The organism is Kitasatospora sp. NPDC051705 (assembly GCF_044453265.1).
In the GTDB taxonomy this organism is placed as follows: domain Bacteria; phylum Actinomycetota; class Actinomycetes; order Streptomycetales; family Streptomycetaceae; genus Kitasatospora.
Genome location: NZ_JBITCO010000017.1, coordinates 71,554 through 96,062, shown reverse-complemented (window position 1 = coordinate 96,062; position 24,509 = coordinate 71,554). Strand labels below are relative to the sequence as shown.

17 protein-coding genes are annotated in these 24,509 nt (G+C 75.6%); 7 read left to right on the top strand and 10 right to left on the bottom strand.

Annotated elements, in window-relative coordinates:
• Positions 1-26 precede the first annotated feature (26 nt).
• Together ACIA8Q_RS21860 and ACIA8Q_RS21855 are read left to right on the top strand one after the other, a co-directional pair.
• Entirely contained in the window at positions 27-2,201 is a 2,175-nt protein-coding gene (locus ACIA8Q_RS21860; RefSeq protein WP_396317574.1) for a UvrD-helicase domain-containing protein, read from the top strand.
• Between the two features lie 197 nt (positions 2,202-2,398).
• Positions 2,399-2,860, top strand: a complete 462-nt coding sequence (locus ACIA8Q_RS21855) for a GreA/GreB family elongation factor (protein ID WP_360222058.1) — start codon at positions 2,399-2,401, stop codon at positions 2,858-2,860.
• Positions 2,861-2,888: 28 nt separating this feature from the next.
• Here ACIA8Q_RS21855 and ACIA8Q_RS21850 read toward each other — a convergent pair whose 3' ends face one another.
• Complete coding sequence (locus ACIA8Q_RS21850) at positions 2,889-4,196, bottom strand: DUF3533 domain-containing protein (RefSeq protein ID WP_360222061.1); 1,308 nt, start codon at positions 4,194-4,196, stop codon at positions 2,889-2,891.
• 240 nt (positions 4,197-4,436) lie between these two features.
• On the opposite strand from ACIA8Q_RS21850, the gene ACIA8Q_RS21845 reads away from it, so the two are divergent.
• A complete protein-coding gene (locus tag ACIA8Q_RS21845; protein ID WP_396317573.1) occupies positions 4,437-4,574 on the top strand; it encodes a hypothetical protein in 138 nt (45 codons plus the stop codon).
• Between the two features lie 90 nt (positions 4,575-4,664).
• On the opposite strand, the gene ACIA8Q_RS21840 is transcribed toward ACIA8Q_RS21845, so the two are convergent.
• The 4 genes from ACIA8Q_RS21840 to ACIA8Q_RS21825 all read right to left on the bottom strand — a co-directional run bounded on the left by ACIA8Q_RS21840 (position 4,665) and on the right by ACIA8Q_RS21825 (position 9,214).
• A complete protein-coding gene (locus tag ACIA8Q_RS21840) occupies positions 4,665-5,699 on the bottom strand; it encodes an isocitrate/isopropylmalate dehydrogenase family protein (protein ID WP_396317572.1) in 1,035 nt (344 codons plus the stop codon).
• 107 nt (positions 5,700-5,806) lie between these two features.
• On the bottom strand, positions 5,807-6,445 hold the full coding sequence (gene leuD / locus ACIA8Q_RS21835; protein WP_396317571.1) for a 3-isopropylmalate dehydratase small subunit: 639 nt from the start codon (positions 6,443-6,445) through the stop codon (positions 5,807-5,809).
• Positions 6,446-6,617: 172 nt separating this feature from the next.
• Positions 6,618-8,015: a 3-isopropylmalate dehydratase large subunit gene (gene leuC, locus ACIA8Q_RS21830; RefSeq protein WP_396317570.1), complete on the bottom strand. Its 1,398-nt coding sequence runs from the start codon at positions 8,013-8,015 to the stop codon at positions 6,618-6,620.
• Entirely contained in the window at positions 8,012-9,214 is a 1,203-nt protein-coding gene (locus ACIA8Q_RS21825) for a pyruvate carboxyltransferase (RefSeq protein WP_360223447.1), read from the bottom strand. Before ACIA8Q_RS21825 ends, leuC begins: the two co-directional genes overlap by 4 nt.
• 305 nt (positions 9,215-9,519) lie before the next feature.
• Here ACIA8Q_RS21825 and ACIA8Q_RS21820 point away from each other — a divergent pair, with 305 nt between their 5' ends.
• Positions 9,520-9,858 (top strand): hydroxyisourate hydrolase, encoded by a 339-nt coding sequence (locus ACIA8Q_RS21820; protein WP_360223449.1) that lies wholly within the window; start codon positions 9,520-9,522, stop codon positions 9,856-9,858.
• Here the strand turns inward: ACIA8Q_RS21820 and ACIA8Q_RS21815 are convergent.
• Both ACIA8Q_RS21815 and ACIA8Q_RS21810 read right to left on the bottom strand, forming a co-directional pair.
• Positions 9,831-13,082, bottom strand: coding sequence for a BTAD domain-containing putative transcriptional regulator (locus ACIA8Q_RS21815; protein WP_396317569.1), 3,252 nt, complete (start codon positions 13,080-13,082; stop codon positions 9,831-9,833). The genes ACIA8Q_RS21820 and ACIA8Q_RS21815 overlap by 28 nt on opposite strands.
• Positions 13,083-13,403: 321 nt before the next feature.
• The gene (locus ACIA8Q_RS21810) at positions 13,404-14,747 is read right to left on the bottom strand and encodes a class II 3-deoxy-7-phosphoheptulonate synthase (RefSeq protein WP_360223153.1); all 1,344 of its coding nucleotides are present in this window, start codon (positions 14,745-14,747) and stop codon (positions 13,404-13,406) included.
• A gap of 195 nt (positions 14,748-14,942) precedes the next feature.
• Here ACIA8Q_RS21810 and ACIA8Q_RS21805 point away from each other — a divergent pair, with 195 nt between their 5' ends.
• The 3 genes from ACIA8Q_RS21805 to trpD are packed head-to-tail and all read left to right on the top strand — an operon-like array spanning position 14,943 to position 18,115.
• Positions 14,943-16,442, top strand: coding sequence for an anthranilate synthase component I family protein (locus ACIA8Q_RS21805; protein ID WP_396317568.1), 1,500 nt, complete (start codon positions 14,943-14,945; stop codon positions 16,440-16,442).
• Complete coding sequence (locus ACIA8Q_RS21800) at positions 16,439-17,014, top strand: anthranilate synthase component II (RefSeq protein WP_396317567.1); 576 nt, start codon at positions 16,439-16,441, stop codon at positions 17,012-17,014. Before ACIA8Q_RS21805 ends, ACIA8Q_RS21800 begins: the two co-directional genes overlap by 4 nt.
• A 39-nt stretch (positions 17,015-17,053) precedes the next feature.
• Positions 17,054-18,115, top strand: coding sequence for an anthranilate phosphoribosyltransferase (gene trpD, locus ACIA8Q_RS21795; protein ID WP_363362805.1), 1,062 nt, complete (start codon positions 17,054-17,056; stop codon positions 18,113-18,115).
• A gap of 164 nt (positions 18,116-18,279) precedes the next feature.
• On the opposite strand, the gene ddaH is transcribed toward trpD, so the two are convergent.
• The 3 genes from ddaH to ACIA8Q_RS21780 all read right to left on the bottom strand — a co-directional run bounded on the left by ddaH (position 18,280) and on the right by ACIA8Q_RS21780 (position 24,485).
• Positions 18,280-19,116 (bottom strand): dimethylargininase, encoded by an 837-nt coding sequence (ddaH, locus tag ACIA8Q_RS21790; RefSeq protein WP_360214110.1) that lies wholly within the window; start codon positions 19,114-19,116, stop codon positions 18,280-18,282.
• A gap of 257 nt (positions 19,117-19,373) precedes the next feature.
• The gene (locus ACIA8Q_RS21785; RefSeq protein WP_387896697.1) at positions 19,374-19,598 is read right to left on the bottom strand and encodes an MbtH family protein; all 225 of its coding nucleotides are present in this window, start codon (positions 19,596-19,598) and stop codon (positions 19,374-19,376) included.
• A 12-nt stretch (positions 19,599-19,610) separates the two neighbouring features.
• The gene (locus tag ACIA8Q_RS21780; protein ID WP_396317566.1) at positions 19,611-24,485 is read right to left on the bottom strand and encodes an amino acid adenylation domain-containing protein; all 4,875 of its coding nucleotides are present in this window, start codon (positions 24,483-24,485) and stop codon (positions 19,611-19,613) included.
• Positions 24,486-24,509: the final 24 nt, after the last annotated feature.

Here is a 24,509-nt window from a genome sequence, read left to right as displayed (position 1 = left end):
ACCGAGTCGCGCAACGAGGGGGACGCGTGGCGACGCTGGGGATGCACCGGGACTTCCTGCTGGAGTTCACGGCGCTGGAGAAGCCGGTGCAGCGGCGGGTGTTCGAGGCCTTCGAGAAGTTCACCGGGGCCACGCACGCCGGCCTGCACCTGGAGAAGCTCGCCCACCAGCGGGATCCCCGGATCCGGACCATCCGGATCACCGCCTTCTGGCGCGGGGTGGTCCTCAAGGAGGACGAGGGTGACGGCTACCTCCTGCTGAAGGTCCTCCCCCACGACAAGGCCAACGACTGGGCGTGCAAGCACCGGGGCTCGGTCAACACCGCCACCCAGGGCATCGAGATACGCAACGACGTCGCGCTGGAGCGTGCCACCGAGTCCCTGAAGGCCGCTGCCACCGACGAGCCCCGGCGGCTCTTCGCCGACCGCTCCGACAAGGTCCTGCGCAGCCTGGGCGTCGACGAGGAGATCCTGCCGATCATCCGGCTGCTCCCCGACGAGGCCCACCTGGAGGCGCTCCACCGGGTCCTGCCGGAGCAGCAGTTCGACGTGCTGATCGGCCTCGCGAGCGGGATGGAGCCGGAGGAGGTCGACCGCGAGATCGTCCAGGCCTACGCCCGGACGGCGGCCCCGGTGAGCGCGGCGCAGCCCGAGGACGGGCTGGTCTCGGCGATGGCCCACGCACGCGGCCGGGTCGCCCTGGTGTCCTGCCCCGAGGAGCTGCTGGAGATCCTGGAGCGCCCGTTCGACGCGTGGCGGATCTTCCTCCACCCGGCCCAGTACCGGATCGCCTACCGGGACTCCTACAACGGGCCCGCCCGCGTCACCGGCGGGCCCGGGACCGGCAAGACCGTGGTGGCCCTGCACCGCGCCTACCACCTGGCGCGCCGGTTGCCGGCGGACGCACCCGACGGATCGATTCTGCTGACCACCTTCACCAAGGACCTCGCCGCGGAGCTGGAACGGTGCCTCACGCTGCTCGTCACGGACGAGCGGGCCAGGGCGAAGGTCCGGGTGGTCACCGTCGACGCGCTGGCGAACGAGGTCCTCCGCCGTTCGCGCGGCGGCGCTCCGCTGAAGATCGTCTTCAACCAGCGCGCCGTCCTCGCCCGTTGGGGCCGGATCGCCGACCGGCTCGGGGTCGACTTCACCGACGTCTTCCTGGACCAGGAGTGGCGGCAGGTCGTCCTGGCCCAGGCGATCGAGAGCCCGGAGCAGTACCTGAAGGCGTCCCGGTCCGGCCGGGGGACGGCCCTCGGCCCGCTGAGGAAGGCCCAGCTGTGGCGGGCGGTGGCCGCGTTCGAGGAGGAGCTGCGGCAGGCCGGGGAGTGGACCTTCCTGCAGGTCTGCGCGCAGGCCGCGCGGGTGCTCGACGAGCAGGACGAGCGCCCGTTCCGGCACGTGGTGATCGACGAGGCGCAGGACCTTCACCCCGCGCAGTGGAGGTTCCTGCGCGCGGTCGTCGCGCCCGGGCCGGACGACCTGTTCCTCGCCGGTGACCCGCACCAGCGGATCTACGGGAACAAGGTCTCGCTGCGCTCGCTCGGGATCCAGGTGGTCGGGCGGTCCTCCCGGCTGCGGATCAACTACCGGACGACGCACGAGATCCTCAGCTGGTCCGCGTCCCTGCTCACCGGTGAGCGCCCGGACGACATGGACGGCGGGGAGGAGTCCCTCGCCGGCTACCACTCGACCCTCCACGGGGCCCGCCCCGAGACGCACGGCCACGTCGACGAGGCCGAGGAGATCCGGGCCCTCGTCGCCCGCGTCGGGGAGTGGACCGCCTCGGGGGTGAGTCCCGAGGACATCGGCGTCGCCGCCCGGACCGCCCGGCTCGGCCGTGACATCACCCAGGCCCTGGAGCGGGCCGGGACACCGGCCTGGCTGCTCGGCAACGCGCCGGCGCCCGGTGTCCGGGTCGGCACCATGCACCGGATGAAGGGGCTGGAGTTCCGCTACGTCGCCGTGGCCGGCGTGAGCGACGGCCTGGTGCCCATGCGGAGCGCGATCACCCCGGTGGACACCGACCCGCAACAGCACCAGGAGGACCTCAACGGGGAGCTGAGCCTGCTCTTCGTGGCGTGCACGCGGGCGAGGGAGGCCCTGCACGTGTCCTGGCACGGCACGCCCAGTGTCTTCCTCGAACCGGTCGTCCCGACGGCGTCGCTCGCGCGCCGACACCCGGCGTCGCTCGCCCGGTGACACCCGGCCCCACCCGGTCGTCCGCAGGGAGGGGGTCCCCCGTCCGGCAGCCGTCCCGGCGCCGTGCCGACCGCGCCCCGGGGCGGGTGCCGGGCCGAGGGGGAGGTCCTCCGGAAGGAGTTGCCGGGGGTCCGGGGCGGTGCGGTAATGGAGAGCGCCGTGCGGTGAGCGGACGACCAGCGATCCCGGGAGCAGGTATGACAGGCGGTCCCGAGCCCATCAGTCCCGAGGGCCTGCGGGCGGTGCAGGAGGACCTGGCGCAGCTGCGCGCCGAGCGGGCCAGGGCCGCCGCGACGCTGCGCGCGGAGGACCCGGTCGGCGACCGGGCCGACGCGGCGGACGAGCTGCAGCGGGCCTCCGACGTGCTGCGGCTGGACCGGCGGATCGCCGAGCTGGAGCTGCGGCTCCACGAGGCGGAGGTGGCGGGCCCGCCGGCCACCGACGTGGTGGGGGTGGGCTCCACCGTGACCCTCCGGTTCGCGGACGGCAGCCGGGAGACCGTGGCGGTCGGGGAGCTCGCCGAGCACCTGGAGCAGAACCTGGTGACGGCCGACAGTCCGCTCGGCCGGGCGCTGCTCGGGCACCGCGCCGGGGACACCGTGGACTACCAGACGCCCGGGGGCGGGACCAGCGCGGTGGTGCTGTCGATCGGCCGCTGAGGCCGGGGGCTGGGCGCCCGCGGCCGGTTCACCCGGCCTGCGGGGTCCAGCGGTGCAGGCCCTTGCGGTCGTAGTAGCGGGTCATCCCGAAGCCGAAGGCCAGCGCGAGCACGGTGCCGATCACGATCATGATCCAGGCCCGGGTGAGGCCCGCGTCCGCCCGGGCGTCGAAGAAGAGGATGGCCCGGATGCCGTCGCTGAGCTGGCGCATCGGCTCGAAGGTCGCCAGGAAGCGGTAGAACCCGGGCACCGCCTGGAGCGGGATGGTCGCCCCGGAGGACGGCAGTGCGAACGCGATGAAGACGAACATCGACACCAGCTGGCCGATGCCGCCGAAGGCCGCGTTGATCGCCTGGACGCCGAGGCCGACGGCCAGGCTGGCGCAGTAGGCGAACACCCAGAGCAGTCCCTGGTGCGGGGCGTCCATGCCGAGCAGGGTGATCGAGCAGAGCATCACCAGGGTGGTGGTGAGCAGGGTGATCCCGGCCGTCATGACCATCTTCAGCAGCAGCGTCTGGGTGCGGCTGATCGGGACGGTCGGCCGCCGGGTGTGCCAGGGGCCGAGCTCGCTGTCGCTGTAGCCGAGCGCCGTGTCGACGCCGTTGTGGATGATGTTGCCACCGATGAAGCCCATCAGCACGGCCAGCAGCGTGTAGTAGAAGGCGGTCAGGCCGAGCCCGCTGTGGGTGCCGATCGGGTGGCCGACCCGGGTGGTGACGGCGAGCGGGTCGGCGAGCAGCAGCCGCGCGGTGGGGCTGGTGTCGGGCCCGCCCGTGCCCTGGTCCCCGGCGGGCGGCAGGGCGGCGGTCAGCTGCTTGCCGACCGCCAGCGAGGCCTGGTGGGCCGCGGCCTGGGTGGTCTGGGAGGCCAGCGAGGAGCCGAGGCTGCCGAGCCCGGGGTTGGTCAGCACCGTCAGGGTGGGCTGCTCCGTCGCCCGCCCGGCCGCCAGGGCCTCGACGGCGGGGGTGAAGTCCGCCGGGACGACCAGCGCGCCGTAGACCTTGCCGGTGGCCAGCTGCTCGTTCGCCTCGTCCGGGTCGACCTGGCGCCAGTCGACGGTGCCGGCCGGAGTGTTCGCGACGACGGCCCGGGTCAGCTCGGTGCCGAGGTTCGTCTCCCGGCCCGGCGGGGGCGCGTTGCGGTCGGCGTTCACCAGGGCGATCGGCAGCCGGTGCAGCTGCCCGACCGGGTTGACGATGCCGCCCATGTAGAGCAGCGAGAGCACCACGGCCACCAGCCCGCACAGGACGGCGGGGACGATCCAGAGCTTGGGGCGGCGGGCGAGCACGAGGGCCCGCGCCTGCGGGGGACCTCCCTGGGAACCTGCGGAGGCCATGCCTGCCACCCCTCGGGTCCGGGCGGCAGCCTGGTGCTGCGGCCGGTGCGGTGGGAAGTCGTTCCGTGGCGGCCCCGTGGCCAAACCCGCGTCACCCGATCCGCCCCGTGGGGGTCGGCGGGGGCCCGGGCGGGCGCGCCGGCCGGCGTCGATAGCGGGCCGATGGCCGGGGCTGCCAGGCTGCAGCCGTCCCTACCCCGCTGCCGACCGGCCGCCGTCAGGACTTGGAGTCAGTTCGAGATGACCGAGCACACCGCGTTCCGCACCGCCGGGATCCGTACCGCCGGGATCCGTACCGCCGCCTTCCGCACCGCCGCCTTCCGGGCCGCCGGAGTCCGCGCCGACCACCGGTCGGGCGAGCACAACCCCTGGGGCTAGGACGAGCCCGTCGAGGCGGCGCACCGACCGCGGCGGCCGCCGTGGTCGGTGGGGCGACCACGGCGGCGGCAGGGGGCCGGTGGGGGTGCGTCAGGCCCCGAGGGCGGCCCGGACCGCGGCGCCGGCCTCCTTGGTGCCGAGGGTGCCGCCGAGGTCCGGGGTGCACGCGCCCTCGCCGACGGCGGTGCCGACGGCCAGCTGGACCGCCTTCGCCTCGGCCGCCCAGCCCAGGCGCTCCAGCATCAGCGCGGAGCTGAGGATCGCGCCGAAGGGGTTGCCGATGCCCCGGCCGGCGATGTCGGGCGCGCTGCCGTGCACCGGCTCGTACAGGCCGAACCCGGTCGCCGGGTTGATGTTGGCGGAGGCGGCGTTGCCCAGACCGCCGGCCAGCATGGCGGCCAGGTCGCTGAGGATGTCGCCGTAGGAGTTGTTGGTGACGATGACGTCGAACTGCGACGGGTCGGAGATCAGCTTCATCGCCGCGGCGTCGACGTAGAGGTGGGTGGAGCGGATGCCGGGGTTGCGGTCGGCGGCCGCCCGGAAGGCCCGCTGCCAGACCTGCCCGCCGTGCCGCACGGCGTTGGACTTGTCCACCATGCAGACGCCGCGCTCGGCGATCGAGTAGGCGTACTCCATCACCCGCGAGACGCCCATGTGGGTGCTGACGTCCGCGTCGATCGCCATCTCGTGCTCGGTGCCGCCGCGCAGCACGCCGCCGATGTCGGTGTAGAGGCCCTCGGTGTTCTCCCGGACGATCACGGCGTCGATGCCGCGGGTCCGGTCGTCGCGCAGCGGGCTCAGCCGCTCGTGCAGCAGGGTGGCGGGGCGGTGGTTGACGTAGAGGTCGAGGTCGAAGCGCAGGCGCAGCAGGACGCCGCGGCCGTAGTCCGAGGTCTTCACCCGGGGGTCGCCGATGGCGCCGAAGAGCACCGAGTCGCTGGCCCTGATCCGTTCGAAGTCCTCGTCGGACAGGGAGACCCCGGTCCGCAGGTAGGTGTCGGCGTTGACGTGGTCGAGGACGTCGAACGCGAGGTCCAGGCCCAGCGCGTCGATGGTCTCCAGGGCCTCCTGGGTCACCTCGGGTCCGATGCCGTCACCGGGGATGACGGTCACTGTCTTGGTCATGGGTCTCACCGTTTCTGGGGTGGGGCCGGCCGGGCCGGCCGGGGGCCGGGCGGGGTCACCGCCGCACGGCCCGGTGTCTCGGGCGGGGGCGCCGCGGGCGCCGGTGGTCAGGAGGCCCGGCGCTTGCGCGCCGCCTCCGGGGAGGAGAGGGCTCCGCGGGTGATGCTGGTCATCCAGGCGGGGCGGCGCTGTTCGAAGGCGGCGATCGCGTCGGCCTTGCGGAGGGTCACGTCGATGTCGTCGAGGCCGTTGAGCAGCAGCCAGCGGGCGCGGTGGTCCGCCTCGAACTCCCAGGTCCCGCCGGCGGCGGTGACGGTGAGCGCCTCGAGGTCGACGGTGATCCCGAACTCCGGGTCGGCCTGGGCCCGTTCGGCGAGGTCGGCGACGACGGGCACCGGCAGGGCGACGGCCAGCAGGCCGTTCTTCAGCGCGTTGCGCAGGAAGATGTCGCCGAAGCTGGTGGCGATGACGGCCCGGAAGCCCCAGTCGCGCAGCGCCCACACGGCGTGCTCGCGGGAGCTGCCGGTGCCGAAGTTGTGGCCCGCCACCAGGACGCTGGCGTCCTGGTGCTGCGGCTGGTTCAGGACGAACCCGGGCTCCTTGCGCCAGTGCCCGAACAGGGTGTCGGCGTAGCCGGACTTGGTGAGCCGCTTGCAGAACTCGGCCGGGATGATCTGGTCGGTGTCGACGTCGTCCCGGGAGAGCGCGACGGCCCGTCCGGTGTGCGCCGTGAGCGGCTCCCTCATGCCTGTGCCCCCTGCTGGTCGGTGCGCGCGGTCGGCGCGGTCGGGTCGGACGGACGGGTCCGGTCGGACGGACGGATCCGGTCCGACGGACGGGTCCGGTCGGACGGACGGATCCGGTCCGACGGACGGATCCGGTCGGACGGACGGGTCGGGCTGGTGCGCCCGGCGGCGCTCACAGCTCGGTCGGCGCGGCCAGCCGGCCGACGACGGCGGTGGCGGCGGCGACGACGGGCGAGACCAGGTGGGTGCGGGCGTGGGTGCCCTGCCGGCCCTCGTAGTTCCGGTTGGAGGTGGAGGCGACCCGCTGGATGCCCTGCAGGCGGTCGGCGTTGATGCCCATGCACATCGAGCAGCCGGACAGCCGCCACTGCGCGCCGGCGTCCAGGAACACCTTGTGCAGCCCCTCCTCCTCGGCCTGGGCCCGGACGGCCATCGAGCCGGGGACGACGAGCATGGTGATGCCGTCGGAGACCTTGCGGCCGCGCAGCACGTCGGCGGCGGCCCGGAGGTCCTCGATCCGGCCGTTGGTGCAGGAGCCCAGGAAGACCGTGTCGATCCGCACGTCGCGCAGGGCGACCTCCGGCTCCAGGCCCATGTACTCCAGGGCCCGTCGGGCGGCCTGCTGCTCGGCGGCGGTCGCGAAGGTCTCCGGCGCCGGCACCGCGCCGTCCAGCGGCACGGCCTGGCCGGGGTTGGTGCCCCAGGTGACGAACGGCCGCAGCCCGGTGACGTCCAGCTCGACGACGCGGTCGAAGGCGGCGCCCTCGTCGGTGCGCAGCGAGCGCCAGTGGAGCTCGGCCTCGTCCCAGTCGGCGCCGGTGTCCGCCCAGCGCTCGCGCAGGTAGTCCAGCGTGGTGTCGTCCGGGGCGATCAGACCGGCCCGGGCACCCGCCTCGATGCTCATGTTGCAGACCGTCATCCGCCCCTCCATGGAGAGGTTCTCGACGGCCCGGCCGCGGTACTCGATCGCGTAGCCGTTGGCGCCGTTGGCACCGATGTGCGCGATGAGGGCGAGGATCAGGTCCTTCGGGGTCACGTCGGCCGGCGGCTCGCCGAGGAACTCGACGGCCATCGTCCGGGGGCGCGGGAGCGCCAGCGTCTGGGTGGCGAGGACGTGCTCCACGTCGCTGGTGCCGACGCCGAAGGCGAGCGCCCCGAAGGCGCCGTGCGTGGAGGTGTGGCTGTCGCCGCAGACCACGGTCATCCCGGGGCGCACGAAGCCCAGTTCGGGCGCCACCACGTGGACGATGCCCTGGTGGTCGTCGCCCAGCGAGAAGAGCTCGATGCCCTGCTCGGCGCAGTTCTCGCGCAGCCGCTCCAGCTGGGCGCTGCCCATCGCGTCCTTGACCAGCAGCGTGTTGGTGGGCACGTTGTGGTCTTCCAGGGCGAGGGCGAGGTCGGGCCGGCGGACCCGGCGCCCGGCCAGCTGCAGGCCGTCGAAGGCCTGCGGGGAGCTGGCCTCGTGGAGCAGGTGGAGGTCGATGTAGAGGAGGTCGGGCTCGCCTGGGGCCCGGTCGACGACGTGGCTCTCCCAGACCTTCTCGATCAGGTTGCGCGCGGTGCCGCTCATCGCCCGGCCACCGCCATCCCGGCGGCGTCGGCGGTGCGGCGCAGGCGGCCGGCGATGATCTCGCGCAGTTCGCCGAGCTCGACGCAGGTGCCGTCGGCGCGGTCGGCGATGTAGGTGTCGTAGATCTCGTCGAGCAGGTCGCGCTCGGCGCCGAGGCCCATCTGGTCGAACAGGTTGCGGACCACGGTGCGCCCGGAGTGCCGGCCGATGAGGATTCCGCGCTCCCGGCCGAAGCTGTGCGGTTCGACGTACTCGTAGGTCACCGGATTGCGCAGCATGCCGGCCTGGTGGATTCCGGCCTGGGTGGCGAAGGCGTTCTCGCCGAAAATGGCCTTGTTGCGCGGGGTGGACATTCCGATGATGCGGGCCAGCAGCTGATAGGCCGGGTAGAACTTCTCGGTGCGCAGCACGCTCGTGACGCCCAGCTGCTCGCCCTTGTAGAGCAGCACGGCGGCGAGCTCCTCCAGCGGGGTGTTGCCCGCGCGCTCGCCGATGCCGGCGATGGTGGCCTGCACCTCGTCCGCGCCCGCCGCGACGCCGGCCAGGGCGTTGGCGAGGGAGAGCCCGAGGTCCTGGTGGCAGTGGGTGGACAGGATGACGTCGTCGGGTATCCAGGAGCGGACCCGGGCGACCTGCGCGCCGAACTCGGCCGGGAGCAGGCAGCCGGTGGTGTCGGCGAGCGCCACCGTGCGGGCGCCCTCGGCGATGCCGGCCTCGATCATCGGGCGCAGCAGGTCGTCGCTGCCCCGGCTGGCGTCCTCCAGGCCGAGCGTGATGTCGGTGAAGCCCAGCTCACGGGCGAACCGGATGCTGTCGACGATCTCGTGGAGGCCCTCGGCGCGGGTGAGGCCGCGCTTGTGCTCCAGGTGCACGTCGCTGCCGGTGGCCATGATCTGGATCTGGTGGCCGGTGCCGGCGGCCTCGGCGGCCAGCTCGATGTCCGAGCGGACCGCCCGGTTGAGGGTGGCCACCTTGGCGGTGGTGAGCGCCCCCGAGATGAGTCTCGCCGCCTCGAAGTCGCGCGGTGACGAACTCGGGAAGCCGGCCTCGATGGTGTCGACGCCGGTGGCCTCGATGGCGAGGGCCAGCTCCAGCTTCTGCTCGGGGTTCATCGCGTTGCCGGGGGCCTGCTCGCCGTCGCGCAGCGTCGAGTCGAACACCCGGAGCCGTCGTGCGGTGGGGACGGATTTCGAGGACATGGGTATTTCCGCCTCTTTCGGGAACGCCACCGGACGGACGCCCGGACGGGGGTCGCGGTGTGCGGCGGCGGGTGAATGTGGCTGGCAGCGGTGACTTTACTGGGCGGGAATGAGCACCCGTCAAGACTTTTCGAACAAATAAGCATTCGATGGCGGGCCGATAGCGCGGCTCCCGACAATAGGCTCGACGCGCCCTTTTCCCGATGCATCGTGTACTGAGGTAAGGAGTGGTTATTCATGGCCGACATTCCGGGTGGACCGCGCAGGTCGTCGCCGTCGTCACGCGTGGAACGGGTGGGCTGAGCATGGGGAAGGTCATCGTCGAAGCGCTGGACGGCGTCCACGGGCGCTCCGCCGCCGGACTCGACGCGCGGCTGGAGTCGCTCGTGGACGACGAGTGGGTGCCGGTGGTCGAGCGCAGGACCGACGCGAGCGGCCGGATCGACGAGTGGGGCGGGACGGACGGCGGGCGGGGCCTCTACCGGCTGGTCTTCGACGTCGACCGGTACTTCACCGCACTCGGCCTCTGTACCGCGCACCCCGAGGTGGCGGCCACCTTCCGGATCCCCGACGGCGGGTCAGGGCACCGGGTGAACCTCACCCTCTCGCTGAACCACTACGCGGTGGCGTTCGTCGCCGACTGAACGGGCTGAACGGGCTGAGGGGGGTGAACGGGCTGGGCGGGGCCGGCGGGCTGGCCGGGCCGCCCGGGCTGGGCCGCCGGGCCGGGCGGGGCGGGGCAGGCCGACCGGACGGGGCGGGCGGACCGCGGCGGCTGGGCCCTCGGGTCCGGCCGGGCCCACCGCCCGGGCCGGGCGGTGTCCGGCCCGGCCTCCGTCGGAGGGGCCGGCCCGGCCGGCCCGGGCTGACCGGCGGCCAGCCGGGCCGCGCGCAGCAGGTCGAGCGTGCGGGCCTCCTCGGCCGGTGTGCGCATCAGCCGGAACACCAGCCGGGCCCGTCTGAGGTGCTCGGCGGCCCGTTCGGCCTCGCCGGTGCCGAGCGCCAACTCGCCCAGGGTGACCAGGATCCGGCCCATGATCAGGCGCTCGTTGGCGGCCTCCGCGAGGACCAGGGCGCGGTGCAGGGCGTGCGCGGCCTCGCCCGTCTCGCCGAGCCGGTGCCGGGCCGCGCCGATGCCGTGCAGCGCGTAGATCTCACCGGTGTGGTCGCCGATCAGCCGGACCACGTCGAGGGCCTGTGAGAAGGCCTCCAGGGCCCGGTCGTGGTCCCCGCGTTCCAGGTGGCTCTGGCCCATCCGGTGGAGCACCTGCGCCTCGACCCGGCGCCCGCGCCCCTCCCGGCTCAACCGCAGTGCCTCGTCCAGCAGTTCGGCGGCCCCGGTCTCGTCCCCCGCCCCCAGCCTGAGCTGGGCGAGGTTGTGCAGGACGTAGGCGACGGCCACCGAGTCGCCGCCGGCCCGCAGCACGGTGAGGGCCGCCTGGTAGTGGCGGGTCGCCTCGTCGGGCCGGCCGTCCACCCGGGCCAGGTAGCCGAGGCCGCGGGCGGTGAGCGCGGAGCCGAGGTCGTCGCCGAGCTCGGTGAAGATCCCGGCGGCCTGCCGGAAGCGCTCCTCGGCTGCGGCGAAGTTCTGCCGGGTCAGGGCGAGCGAGCCGAGCGAGTGCAGCGTGGCGGCCTGGCCGAGCCGGTCGCCGCCCTTGCGGGCCGCGGCGAGGGCGAGTTCGTGGGTGACCCGCCAGTCGTCCAGCCGGCCGTGGGTCTCCAGGAAGGTGACCGCGGTGACGGCGAGCTCCCAGCAGTGCGCGGTGAGGCCCATCACGGCCGCCTGTCTGACCCGCGCGACGAGCATCGGGCGCTCCCGGGAGAACCACAGCAGCGGTTCGGCCAGGATGCGGTCCACCGTGCGGTCGGGCAGCGGGTGCAGCGCGGTGCCGCGGCCGCGGATCAGCACGTCCCGCCCGTACTCGCGCCGGCGCGCCTCGACCAGCAGGTGGAGGAAGCAGCCGAGCACCCGGGTCAGCGCGGCCTCCCGGGCCTCGGCGCCCTCCTCCGCCACCAGGCGCTCGCGCGCGAAGACCCGGATCAGGTTGTGCAGCCGGTACTGGGTGTGGCGCCCGGGCGCGGCGGCGACGGCGTCTAGCAGCTGGGCGTCGGAGAGTTCGTCGATCAGGTCCTGGACCCGGTGCTCGGGCAGGTCGAGCAGCGCCATCCCGACCCAGGCCGAGAACGGCCCCTCGTCGACCAGGGCGAGCCTGCGCAGCAGCCGCCGGGCGTCCTCGCTGACGCCGTCGTAGGTCAGCGACAGGCCGGCCCGGATGCCGACGTCGGCGTACTTGAGCTCGTCGAGCCGGCGGGTCTCGTCCTCCAGGCGCTCCGCCAGCTCGGTGAGCTCCCAGTGCGGCCGGGCGGCGAGCCGGGCACCCGCGATGCGCAGCGCCAGCGGCAGGTGGCCGCAGAGCTCGGCCAGCGCCGCGGCGGCCGCCGGCTCGGCGGCGACCCGCCCGGGGCCGGCGATCCGCCCGAGCAGTTCGGCCGACTGCCCGGGGGCGAGGGTGGGCACGTCCACCCGGACGGCCCCGGCGAGGCTGCCGATGTGCCGCCGGCTGGTGACGATCACCGCCGACGTGGGCTTGCCGGGCAGCAACGGGGTGATCTGGTGCTCGGTGGCGACGTTGTCCAGGACGATCAGCACGCGGCGTTCGGCGAGCAGCGCGCGGTACATCTCGGCCCGTTCCTCCAGGCCCTCGGGGACGGCGGTGCCGTTGACGCCGAGGGCCCGCAGGAAGCGCTCCAGGACCTGGGCCGGTCCGACGGTGTCGGGGGCCGCGCCGTGCAGATCGGCGAAGAGCTGCCCGCCGGGGAACTCGGCGGCGATCTGGTGGGCGGCGTGGACGGCCAGGGCGGTCTTGCCGACCCCGGCCTTGCCGACGACGGAGACGACCGGGACGGCCAGCCGGGACTGCTCGTGGGAGCCGAGCAGGAGCCGCTCGCGCAGCCCGGCGAGCAGGTCCTCGCGGCCGGTGAAGTCCGCCAGGTCGGCGGGGAGCATCTCGGGGACGGTGACGGGGGCCGCGGGGGCGGTGGGTGCCGTGGCGGCGGGCGGGCCGGCGGGCGGGCGACCGGCCGGGGCGGCGGACGGGCCGGTGCCGGGGAGGTCGAGCCGGGGGTCGGTGGCGAGGATGGCGTGCTCGAGCCGCTTGAGCCGCGGGTCCGGCTCGACGCCGAGCTCGTCGATCATCCACTGCCGGGCGTCGCGGTAGACCCGCAGCGCCTCCGCCTGCCGCCCCGAGCGGTACAGCGCCAGCATCAGCTGGCCGCGCAGCCGCTCCCGCAGCGGGAACTCGTCGACCAGGGAGAGGAGTTCCCCGACGACCTCGCCGTGCCGGCCGAGCGCGAGCTCCAGCTGGAGGCGCTCCTCGGTCGCGGCCGCCCACTGCTCGGTGAGCGCCGTCGCGGCGGAGCGGACCACCTCGCTGGGCAGGCCGCCGAGCGGGTCGCCGCGCCACAGCACCAGCGCCTCGCGGAAGAGCTCGGCGGCCTCGGCCCGCCGCCCCCGGTCGCGCAGCGGCCGCGCCCGGCCGACCAGGGCGCGGGCGCGCAGCAGGTCGAGCTGGTCGTCGGCCACCCCGATCAGGTAGCCCTGCGGGTGGGTGGTGATGACGTCGGAGAGGCCGTGCGCGGCGAACAGCCGGCGCAGCGCGGAGACGCTGATCTGGAGCTGCGCGCGGGCGGTGGCCGGCGGCGCCTCCTCGTACAGCGCCCGGACCAGGCGCTCCACGCTGACCACCCGGTTGGCGTCGAGCAGGAGGGCGGCGAGCACCGTCTGCTGGCGGATCCCGCCGAGGTTCAGCGGCCGCCCGTCGACGAGCGCCTCCAGCGGTCCGAGGATGCGGAAGGCGACCGACGGCACGGGTGTCCCGCCGCCGTCGTGGCGTATGCCGGAATCAGGTCGGTGCCCCACCGTTTCCACTCCCCCCAGAGGAACAGGCGCAGATCGCAAGGCACTCTAAGGACGGGCTCGTCAACGGGTCAACGAATTTCAGTTCTCCTGAAAACACGCCGACGGCAGGCCTGTTCCCCGCACCCGCCCACCGGGGTGGCGGGACCGAATTGCGGGGGGAATTGCCGAATGGCCGGGGTCGGCACGCACCGCCCCGGCCGTCGCGTGCCGCCGGGGGCACCGGGCGCCGGCGGGCACGCTCGCGCGCCGGGGCCCCCGGCGCCCCCGGGGTCAGCCCTTCATCAGCTCCGCGACCCGGAAGGCGAGGTCCAGCGACTGGCGGTGGTTCAGCCGCGGGTCGCAGGCCGTCTCGTAGCGGTGGTGCAGGTCCTCGGCGCGCACCCCGTCCCCGCCGCCGAGGCACTCGGTGACGTCGTCGCCGGTGAGCTCCACGTGGATGCCGCCCGCGTGCGTGCCCAGCTCCCGGTGCACCGCGAAGAACCCGGCCACCTCGTCGAGGATGTCGTCGAACCGGCGGGTCTTGCGGCCGTCCTCGGTCTGCACGGTGTTGCCGTGCATCGGGTCGCAGATCCAGGCGACCTGCGCGCCCTCCGCGGCGACCTTCTCGACCAGCGGCGGCAGCAGTTCGCGCACCCGGCCGGCGCCCATCCGCGCCACGAAGGCCAGCCGGCCGGGGCGGCGCTCGGGGTCGAGGCGGTCGACGTAGCCGAGCACCTCGTCCGCGGTGGTCGCCGGGCCGAGCTTGACGGCGACGGGGTTGCGGACGCCGGCGAAGTAGGCGACGTGCGCGTCGTCCAGGCCCCTGGTCCGCTCGCCGAGCCAGAGCAGGTGGCCGCTGGTCGCGTAGTCCGCCCCGGTGCGCGGGTCGGTGCGGGTGAGGGCCTGCTCGTAGTCCAGCAGCAGCCCCTCGTGGCTGGCGAAGAACTCGGCCTCCAGCAGCCCGGCCGGGTCGCAGCCGCAGGCCTGCAGGAAGCGCAGCGCGCGGTCCACGCCGTCGGCCAGCTCCTCGTAGCGCCGGCCCTCGGCGGAGTCCTCCAGGAAGCCCCGGTTCCACTGGTGCGCCTGGTACAGGGAGGCGCTGCCGCCGGCCGCGAAGCCGCGCACCAGGTTGAGGGTGACGGCCGACGCCTCGTACATCCGCCGCAGCCGGGCCGGGTCCGGGCGGCGGGACGACTCGGTGAAGTCCGGGCCGTTGACCGCGTCACCGCGGTAGGAGGGCAGGCTGACGCCGCCCCTGGTCTCGTCCGGCTGGGAGCGCGGCTTGGCGTACTGCCCGGCCAGTCGGCCGACCTTCACCACCGGGACGCCGCCCGCGTAGGTCAGCACCACGGCCATCTGCAGCAGGGTGCGCAGCTTCGCGGTGACCGCGTCGGCGGTGAGGCCCGCGAAGGTCTCGGCGCAGTCGCCGCCCTGCAGGACGAAGGCCTCGCCGCGGGCGACGGCGGCCATCCGGTCGGTCAGCCGGTCGCACTCCTCGGCGAGGACCAGGGGCGGGGCGGCCGTCAGGTCGGCGACCACCTCGCGCAGCGCCGCCCGGTCCGGCCACTGCGGTTGCTGGGCCGCCGGGAGGGAACGCCAGGCGGCACGTGCTCCGGTCTGCGGAATTCGATTCATCACGGCCCTCGGATGGGAACGGAAATCGCTGGCCCGCTCATTGCAGCCCGGCCGCGGAAAGAAGGTCAAGCGTCGACGAATTGGCCTGCCTCCGCACCGGAGAACTGGTCTGACCGCCTTCCCGGAACAACGGATTGACTGGAGACCATTCGTCCACCGGCCGTACCCAGCCGGCCTTTCACGATGAGGATTCCGATGCCAGACGCGCCATCGCACCCTCCGTTCGCCGTCCGGCTCGGCTCCGTGCCGCTGCCGTCGCACGACCCGCTGGAGCTGTACACCCGGCTGAGCCGGCGGCACGGTCAGGACGAGGTCTACCTGCTGGAGAGCCTCACCGAGTCCGGGCGGCCGGGCGGACCGGCCGTCGTCGGCTGCGGCCGGCTCGCCGAGATCCGGCTGTACGGCTCCCACCTGGAGATCGACGGCGCGGCGAAGCTCGCCGCGGGCCTGCGGGCGGCCGCCCTGGCCGCGGGCCTCGCCCCCGCCGCCGGCGCCCCCGGCCGGCTGGCGGCCGACGACCCGGCCAGGACCTGGGAGTTCCTGCGGCGCGCGCAGGCCCTGTTCGCCCCGGACCGGGAACTGCCCGGCGACCGCTTCCACTTCGGCTTCCTCGCCCGGTTCGGCTACGACGCCGCCTGGCACATGGAGGACCTGCCGCCGCGGGCACAGCCGCCGGCCCGCCCGGACGCCGTGCTGACGCTCTTCCGCGACGCCGTCCGCTACGACCCGGCCGGACCGCCGGTGCTGCTGAGCGCGGACTGCCCGGCCTTCGACGGGCAGGGCCGGTACGACGTCCCGGGCGCCGCCCGGGAGGCCGCCTGGCAGGACCCGCCGGCCGCGTGCCCGCCCGCCGTCCGCCCGCGGTCGGTGCAGGACAGCGTGGACCGCGACACCTTCCACGGCTGGGTCGAGCGCTGCCTGGAGCACATCCGGGTCGGCGACATCTACCAGATCCAGGTCGGCCACCGGATCGACGTGCGCACCGCGCTCACCCCGGTCGAGGTCTACCGGCGGCTGCGCTCGCGCAACCCCTCCCCGCACATGTACCTGCTGCCGAACGGCGGGGGCACGCTGATCGGGGCCAGCCCCGAGCTGCTGTTCCGGATCGAGGACGGCCGGATCGTGATGCGCCCGATCGCCGGCACCACCCGCCGCGACGCGGACGAGGAGGAGAACGAGCGGCGGATCAAGGCGCTGCTCGCCAGCCCCAAGGAGCAGGCCGAGCACGTGATGCTGGTCGACCTCTCGCGCAACGACATCAGCCGGGTCTGCCGCCCGCACACCCTGGCCGCCGACGACCTGATGGTGGTGGAGACCTTCTCGCACGTCTTCCACCTGGTGTCGACGGTCAGCGCCGAGCTGGAGGAGGACGCCGACGTCTGGCGGTCGCTGTGCGCGACCTTCCCGGCCGGGACCATGACCGGCGCGCCGAAGCTGCGCGCCATGGAGATCATCCACGAGATCGAGCGGGAGCCGCGCGGGGCCTACGCGGGCGCCGTCGGCCTGATCGACGTCGGCGGCTGGAGCGAACTGGCGCTGTGCATCCGGACGATCGCGCACGACGGGGCGGTGTACTCCGTGCAGAGCTCGGCGGGGATCGTCGCCGACTCCACGCCCGAGGGCGAGTGGAACGAGACGCTGGCGAAACTGGGCGCCGCCTACTGGGCCCTGACGGGTGAGGAGTTGACGGCGTGAAGGTTCTGCTGGTGGACGCGCGGGACAGCTTCGTCCACATCATCGACCAGTACCTGCGGGCGCTCGGCGCGGACACCGAGGTGGTCCGCTCGCACACCCGCACCCCGGAGCAGCTGGCGGCCTCCGGGCCGGACGCGGTCGTGCTCGGCCCCGGCCCCGGCCACCCGGCGGCCTCCGGGCACGTCGAGCTGGTCCACCGCTTCGCCGGGCGGGTGCCGCTGCTCGGCGTCTGCCTGGGCCACCAGGCGATCGGGCTGGCCTTCGGCGGCCGGGTCGAGGTCGCCGACCGGCTGATGCACGGCCGCACCAGCACCGTCACCCACGACGGGCGCGGCCTGTTCGCGGGCCTCGGCAACAGCCTGACCGCGACCAGGTACCACTCGCTGATCGTCACCTCGCCGCTGCCCGAGGAGCTGGAACTCACCGCCACCGCCGACGACGACGGCTACGTCATGGGCATGCGCCACCGCAGCCTGCCGATCGAGTCGGTGCAGTTCCACCCCGAGAGCATCACCACCACCGGCGGGATGCAACTGCTGGAGAACTTCCTCGCGGCCGGCGTCGGCCGCTGACCGCGCCACCGGGAAACGACGAGCGGAAACGGGTGCCCCGTGACTGGGAATTCTGACACGCGAGACTGGCCGCGGCTGCTCGCGGCACTGATCGCCGGAACGGACCTGAGCGCCGCCGACACCGGCTGGGCGATGGACCGGGTGATGCGCGGCGAGGCGGCCCCGGCGCAGCTGGCCGGCTTCCTGGTGGCGCTGCGGGCCAAGGGCGAGACCGCCGAGGAGGTCGACGGGCTGGTCCGGTCCGCCCGCGAGCACACCGTGCGGGTGGACGTGCCCGGGCCGACGCTGGACATCGTCGGCACCGGCGGGGACGGCGCGAAGACCGTCAACGTCTCCACCATGGCCGCGATCGTGGCGGCCGCGGCCGGCGCCCGGGTGGTCAAGCACGGCAACCGCTCGGCCTCCTCGGCCTCCGGCTCGGCCGACGTCCTGGAGCGGCTCGGCATCGCCCTGGAGCTGTCGGCGCAGGAGGTGGCCCGCTCGGTGCGCGAGGTCGGCATCGGCTTCTGCTTCGCCCCGGCCTTCCACCCCGCCTTCCGCCACGCGGCCGTCGCCCGGCGCGAGTTGGGCGTGCCGACGGCGTTCAACGCGCTGGGCCCGCTGACCAACCCGGCCTCGCCGACGGCGATGGCGGTCGGCGTCGCCGACCCGCGGCTGGGCCCGCTGATCGCCGCCGTGTTCGCCCGCCAGGGCGTCGACGCGCTGGTCTTCCGGGGTGACGACGGCCTCGACGAGCTGTCCGTCGCCACCACCTCGACGGTCTGGTCGGCGACCGGCGGGGAGGTCGTCGAGGAGCGGCTCGACCCGCGCGGGCTCGGCATCCCCACCGCGGCTCCGGACGCGCTGCGCGGGGGCGACGCGGCCCACAACGCGGAGGTGGTGCGGGCCGTCCTGGACGGCGCGCGCGGGCCGGTGCGCGACGCCGTCCTGCTCTCCGCGGCGGCCGGCCTGGCCGCGCTGGAGCCGTCGCGGCGGCCGGTGTCCGAGCGGCTGGCCGCGGTGCTGCCCCGGGCCGCCGAGGCGGTCGACTCGGGCGCGGCGGCGGCGCTGTTGAAGCGCTGGGTCGAGGGCTCCCGGCCGGGCGCGCCGCGGGCCGGCTGAGCGCTACCGGCCGGGCGGGCCGTCGGCGTCATCGTGCCCGCCCCGGCCGGGTGCGCGGCGCGGGCCGGGCGTACGGGGTGCGCGGGTGCGGCGTGCCTCGTGGGCGCCGGGCCCGGGCGCACGTCCGCCCCGGGGCCGCCGAGGGCCCCGGGGCGGACGGCCGGTCAGTCGCGGTGACGCAGCTCCAACGTGCAGCACTTGACGCTGCCGCCGCCCTTGAGCAGCTCCGACAGGTCGACGCCGATCGGCTCGAAGCCGCGCTCGCGCAGCTTGACGGCGAGGCCGGTGGCCGCCTCCGGCAGGAACACGTGCCGGCCGTCGCTCACCGCGTTGAGGCCGAACACGGCCGCGTCGTCGGCGTCGGCGAGCACCGCGTCCGGGAAGAGGCGGCGCAGCACCGCCCGGCTGCCCGAGGAGAAGGCGTCCGGGTGGTACATCACCTCGTCGCCGTCCAGGACGGCCAGCGCGGTGTCCAGGTGGTAGTAGCGCGGGTCGACCAGCTGCAGGCCGATCACCGGGCGGCCGAAGAACTCCTGCGCCTCCTCGTGGCCCGCCGGCGTGCTGCGGAAGCCCCGGCCGGCGAGCACGTACGAGGCGGTGACCAGGAAGTCGCCCTCGCCCTCGTTGACGTGCTGCGGGTCGTGCCGGTCGGCGTAGCCGTGCGAGCGGAACCACTCCAGGTAGGCCGGGCCCTCGGCGGCCCGCTCCGCGTTGCGGAAGCGCGCGCCGAGCACCTTGCCGTCCACCACGGTGGCGCCGTTGGCGGCGTACACCATGTCCGGCAGACCGGGGATCGGGTCGATCAGCTCCACCCGGTGGCCGAACTCCCGGTAGAGGGCGTGCAGCCGCTCCCACTGCGCGACGGCGAGCCCGGTGTCGACGGGCTTCGCCGGGTCCATCCACGGGTTGATCGCGTAGCTGACCTCGAAGTGGGTGGGGCGGCACATCAGGTAGTGCCGGGGGCGGGCGGTGCGCTCGGCCCGCGGTGTGGCGGCGGTCATCGGTGACTCCTTGTGAGGGATCGGGAGGTCGGGCGGCGGGGCTCGCTCGGCCCGGACGGGCGGCGATCGGGTGCCTGCGGGGCTCCGGGGCCGGTCCGCGGGCGGCGCGGCCGGGTGTGGGGGAACCCGGGCGCACCGCACCGCGTCGCTACGGGCCGGCCCCGCGCCCGTCTCTGACATGCTGTCAGTTCCCGTTCAGGGGGCGGAAGATCCTTAAGCCAGGGCGGAACAGCCCTGATGGAACCGGTCGGCCGGGCTCAGTCGACGCGGGCGTCCATCGCCTCGGCCAGGCTGCGCGGGCGCAGGTCGGTCCAGTGCTTCTCGACGTAGTCCAGGCAGGCCTGCCTGGTCTCCTCGCCGAACACGCTCCGCCAGCCGGCGGGCACCTCGACGAAGGCGGGCCAGAGCGCGTGCTGGTTCTCCTCGTTCACCAGGACCAGGAAGGCGCCCTGCTCGTCGTCGAAGGGGTTGGTGCTGCTCATCGGGACCTCGTCTCAGTGGTGGTGGGAAACTCGCGGACCGGCGGCGTCGCCCGACCGGCCGGGGCGGCGCGGCTCGTCGGGGCCGCGGGGCTCGTCGGGGCGGCGCGGCTCGTCGGGGCCGTTCGACGCGTCGGGGCCGTTCAACGCGTCGCAGAACGCGGCGACCCGCCGCCGGAAGGCGGCCGCCACCCGACCGGCGGACGGGCCGTCGCAGCGCTCCAGCGCGTGCACCAGGGTGCACTCCAGCCCGTCCGGCGAGCCGTCCGCGGCACGCCGCTCCACCAGCTGGAGCAGCAGGTCGACGGCGGTGCGGGTGGCCGGGACGGGCCGCTCGACGGCCGTCAGGGCGTCCGTCCAGCGCACGTCCGCACCGGTCGGGGCGGGCCGCACCAGATGGGAGAGCGCCACCCCGAACAGCGGCTGGCGGCCGGCCTCCCGGGGCGGGTTGAGCAGCTCCACCACCCGGTCGAACGGCAGGTCCTGGTTGGCGTGCGCGGCCAGCAGCCGTTCCCGCACCCGGCCGACCAGGGTGCGGGCGTCCGGGGCGCCGGACAGGTCGACCCGCAGCACCACGGTGTTCACCAGGCAGCCGACCACGCCGTCCAGCGCCTCGTCGTCCCGGCCGGCCAGCGGCACGCCGAGCGCCAGGTCGCGACCGGCGCCCAGGTCGCCCAGCGCGGCGGCGAACGCCGCCTGCAACAGCATCCCGGTGCCGGCCGAGCAGGCCCGGGCGGCCGCGGCCAGCCGCCGGTGCGCCGCCGCGTCGAGGGCGAACCGCACGGTGCCGGCCTCACCCGGCGCGGCGCCCGGCACCCCGGTCGCCTCCGGCAGCCCCCGCCACGGCGGCAGGGCCGCCAACTCGGCCCGCCAGTGGGCCTCCTGGCGGGCGGCCGGACCGTCCGGCCGGGACTCCTCGCCGAGCCGCCCGCGCAGCCACAGGGCGCAGTCCGCGAACTGGACGGCCGGGGCCGGCCACGCCGGGGCCCGGCCGCCCGCCCGGGCCCGGTAGGCGGACCGCAGGTCGGCCAGCAACGGTCGGAGGCCGTGCCCGTCCACCGCCGCGTGGTGCAGCACCAGCAGCAGGGTGTGCCGGTCCGGGCCGCTGCGCAGCAGTGCGGTGCGCAGCGGCGGCTCCGTCAACAGGTCGAAGCCGCGGTCGAGTCCGGCGGCGATCCGCTCGTCCAGCAGCTCGGGCGGGACGTCCTCGCGCTGCGGCGCGGCCGGGGCCTGCGCCGGGTCGAGGACGCGCTGCTCCGGGCCGTCCGGGCCGTACGGCAGGACGGTGCGCAGCGCCTCGTGCCGGGCCACCACGTCGCCGAGCGCGGCCGTCAGCGCGGCGGCGTCCAGCTCCCCGGTGAGGTCGAGGGCCAGCGCGGTGAGGTGGTCCGGGCGGTGCTCGCCCAGGTAGCCGGCCGTCCACAGCCGCAGTTGGGCGGGGGCGAGCGGCAGCCGGGCGGGCCGGTCCGCCGGATCGGGCGGGCCCGGTGCGGCGGCGGCCGGGCGGGCGGCCCGGTCGAGCCGGCGGTCCAGCGCGGCCACCGTGGGCGCGTCGAACAGCTCGCGCAGCGGCAGGTCGACGCCGAGGACGGCCCGGATCCGGCCGGTCAGCCGCATCGCGACGATCGAGTTGCCGCCGAGGGCGAAGAAGTCGTCCTCCGCGGCGACGGCCGGGGCGTCCAGCACCTCCGCGAACAGGGCCGCCAGGACCTCCCGGCGGGGCGTGCGGGCCGGCTCTGCGGCCGGGCGCGGCGGCGCCGGGAGCGCGGCCGCGTCGACCTTGCCGTTCGGGTCCAGCGGCAGCCTCTCCACCGGGACCAGCACGGCCGGCACCAGGTGGCGCGGCAGCCGGTCGGCGAGCCGGCGGCGCAGCTCGGCGACGGCCACCGGCCGGTCGGCGACCAGGTAGCCGACCAGGGAGCGCCCGGCCGGACCGCTGCCGTGCGGCACCACCCGGGCGGCGGTGATCCCGGGCTCGGCGCACAGCGCGGCCTCGATCTCGCCCGGTTCGATCCGGAAACCGTTGATCTTCAGCTGCCGGTCGGCGCGCCCGAGGAAGTGCAGCAGGCCGGCGGCGTCCCAGCGGCCGAGGTCGCCGGTGCGGTACAGCCGGCCGCCCGGCGGGCCGTACGGGTCCGCGACGAAGCGTTCGGCGGTGCGCGCCGGCGCGCCGTGGTAGCCCTCGGCCAGGCCCGCCCCGGCCAGGTAGACCTCGCCGGGGACGCCGGGCGGCACGGTGCGCAGGGCGTTGTCCAGCAGCAGCACCCGCGTCCCGGCGAGCGGGCGCCCGACGGGGACGGCCTGGTCCTCGCGGACCGGGCCGGGCGGGAGCTCGTGGCCCAGCGCGAAGGTGGTGCTCTCCACCGGGCCGTACAGGTCGAGCAGCCGCTGACCGGGGGCGGCCCGGCGGGCCCGGGCGAGCGCCGCCGGGGGGACGACGTCGCCGCCGGTGCAGATCAGCCGCAGCCGGGCGAGGGCGGCCGGGATCTGCTCGGTGAGCAGGTCGAACAGGCCGGCGGTGAGCCAGGCCGCGGTGACGCCGCCCTGCTCGACCACTCGCGCGTAGTCCGCCGGGGCCAGCTCGCCGGCCGGGGCCACCACGACCTGGCGGCCGGTCAGCAGCGGTGCGAACAGCTCGTAGACCACGGCGTCCCAGGCGTGCGGCGAGTGGAACAGCACCCGGTCGTGGTCCGGCCCGTGCCAGAGCGGGTCGTCGGCCAGCGCCAGGACGGCGCGGTGGGTGACGGCGACGCCCTTCGGCAGACCGGTCGAGCCCGAGGTGTGCAGCAGCTGGGCTACGGCGTCCGGCGGCACCGTCGTCCCGGGGTTCGCGGTGCTCGCGCCGGAGCTGCGGGCCCGCGCCAGCCCGTCGGCGTCCAGCAGGAGCGCGGTGCCCGCCCCGGCGGCGAGCTCGCGCGCCCGGGCGGCCGGGAACCCCTGGTGCAGCGGGACGCAGACCGCGCCGAGCTTGGCCAGCGCCAGCACCGCCACCGGCACCTCCGGGGAGCGCGGCACCCGCAGGGCGACCCGCGTCCCGGCCCGGACGCCGAGCCCGGCCAGGTGGTGGGCCAGGCGGTTGGCCGCGGCGTTGAGCGCGCCGTACGTGGTGGTGCCGGGCGCACCGGCGGCGCCGCCGTACCGCAGGGCCACCCGGTCCGGGTGCTCGGCCGCCAGCCGCTCGAACCGCGCACCGATCGACGGCGGTTCGGCGGCGGCCGCCGGGCCGGTGCCCCAGGCCCGCAGGCCGGCCCGCTGCACCGGCGACAGCAGGTCGACCCGGCCGGCGGTGAGCGCCCCGGCCCCCGGGCCGGCCAGGACGGCGCAGGCGGCGGTGAACAGGCCCCGGACCCGGTCCGCGTCGATGTGCCCGTCCAGTTCGGCGGGGCGCAGCTGGAGCCGGACGTCGAGGCCGCCCCGGCGCGGGAGCACCACCAGCGACAGCGGGTAGTGGGTGCCGTCGGACGGCTCGACCCGGTCGATCCGCAGTCCCGGCGCGGGCTCGCGGGCCCCCTCCTCGTCCAGCGGGTAGTTCTCGAAGACCAGCGAGCTGTCGAACAGCCGGCCGGCCCCGACCGCCTCCTCGATCTCGGCGAGCCCCAGGTGCTCGTGGTCCAGCAGCGCGGTGCGCTCGCGCTGGAGCCGGGCGGCGAGCCCGGGCAGCGGCTCGCCGGGGTGCAGCCTGGCCCGCACCGGGACGGTGTTGATCAGCAGGCCGACCAGCCGCTCCGCGCCGGGCAGTTCGGCCGGGCGCTGGGCGACGGTGGTGCCGAAGAGGACGTCGTCCCGGCCGGTGAGGTGGGACAGCACGAGGGCCCAGGCCGTCGAGACCAGGGAGCCGAGGGTGACCTCCCAGTCGGCGGCCCGCGCCCGCAGCCCGGCGGCCAGCTCCGGGGCGAGGGTGAAGACGGTCGTGGACGGGGCTCCGGCCGGGTCCGCCGCCCCGGCGCGACCGACCCGGGTGGGTTCGGCGCCGGCCAGGGCGGTGCGCCAGGCGGCCCGGGCCGCCACCGTGTCGCGGGCGGCCAGCCAGTCGAGGTAGCCGCGGTAGGCGGGCGGCGGGGGCAGCTCACCGCCCTGGTGCAGGGTGAACAGCTCGCCCAGCACGATCGGCACCGACCAGCCGTCCAGCAGCAGGTGGTGGTGGGTGAAGACCAGCCGCCAGCGGTCGGCCGCCAGCCGGAGCAGCGTGAAGCGGACCAGGGCGGGCCCCGGCGGCGGTGCGTCCGGCGTGAACGGCCGCAGGTCCTCCGCCGCGTGCCGCCGGGCCGCCTCGGCCCGCTCCCCCGCCGGCCGCCCGGTGAGGTCCAGGGTGCGCCAGGGCGGCGGCGCCGGGGCGGCGGGCACGACCTGCCGCGGTGGGCCGTCCCCGTCGGCGGTGAAGGCGGCGGCGAGGTGCGGGTGCCGGCGGAGCAGCCGGTGGGCGGCCTCGCGCAGCCGCTGCGGGTCGAGCGGCCCGGTGAGGTCGAGGGCGAGCTGGACGAGGTACGGGTCGGGGCGGCCGTCGCGGACGGCGTAGCGGGAGTGGAAGAGCAGGCCGCTCTGCAGCGGGGTGGCGGGCAGGGCCTCGGCGTCCGCGGCGGTGGCGGGCGGGGCGGCGGCCCCCCGGGCGGCGGGCGCCCGGCGCCCCGGGGGGGGGGGCGCCGGGGGGGGGGGGGCGGGGGCGGGCCCGCCCCCGGGGGGGCCGGGGGGGGGGGGGGGGGGGGGGGGGGGGGCGGGGGGGCGGCCGCGGCCGCGGCGGGCTCGCGAGCGGGACCGCCGGCGAGTGCGGCGGGGACGGCTTCGACGGGGGCCGCCGCGACGGTGGTGGTCAGGGCGGTCAGCGCGCGCTCCCAGCGGGCCGCGAGGCCGCCCACGGCGGCGGCGTCCAGCACGCCCGCCGGCCAGGCCCACTCGACCCGCAGCCGCGACCCGTCC

Coding starts and splice junctions, on each gene's coding strand:
- ACIA8Q_RS21855 (WP_360222058.1), top strand. CDS start 2,399: ATGACAGGCGGTCCCGAGCCCATCAGTCCCGAGGGCCTGCGGGCGGTG.
- ACIA8Q_RS21850 (WP_360222061.1), bottom strand. CDS start 4,196: ATGGCCTCCGCAGGTTCCCAGGGAGGTCCCCCGCAGGCGCGGGCCCTC.
- ACIA8Q_RS21845 (WP_396317573.1), top strand. CDS start 4,437: ATGACCGAGCACACCGCGTTCCGCACCGCCGGGATCCGTACCGCCGGG.
- ACIA8Q_RS21840 (WP_396317572.1), bottom strand. CDS start 5,699: ATGACCAAGACAGTGACCGTCATCCCCGGTGACGGCATCGGACCCGAG.
- leuD (WP_396317571.1), bottom strand. CDS start 6,445: ATGAGGGAGCCGCTCACGGCGCACACCGGACGGGCCGTCGCGCTCTCC.
- leuC (WP_396317570.1), bottom strand. CDS start 8,015: ATGAGCGGCACCGCGCGCAACCTGATCGAGAAGGTCTGGGAGAGCCAC.
- ACIA8Q_RS21825 (WP_360223447.1), bottom strand. CDS start 9,214: ATGTCCTCGAAATCCGTCCCCACCGCACGACGGCTCCGGGTGTTCGAC.
- ACIA8Q_RS21820 (WP_360223449.1), top strand. CDS start 9,520: ATGGGGAAGGTCATCGTCGAAGCGCTGGACGGCGTCCACGGGCGCTCC.
- ACIA8Q_RS21810 (WP_360223153.1), bottom strand. CDS start 14,747: ATGAATCGAATTCCGCAGACCGGAGCACGTGCCGCCTGGCGTTCCCTC.
- ACIA8Q_RS21805 (WP_396317568.1), top strand. CDS start 14,943: ATGCCAGACGCGCCATCGCACCCTCCGTTCGCCGTCCGGCTCGGCTCC.
- ddaH (WP_360214110.1), bottom strand. CDS start 19,116: ATGACCGCCGCCACACCGCGGGCCGAGCGCACCGCCCGCCCCCGGCAC.
- ACIA8Q_RS21785 (WP_387896697.1), bottom strand. CDS start 19,598: ATGAGCAGCACCAACCCCTTCGACGACGAGCAGGGCGCCTTCCTGGTC.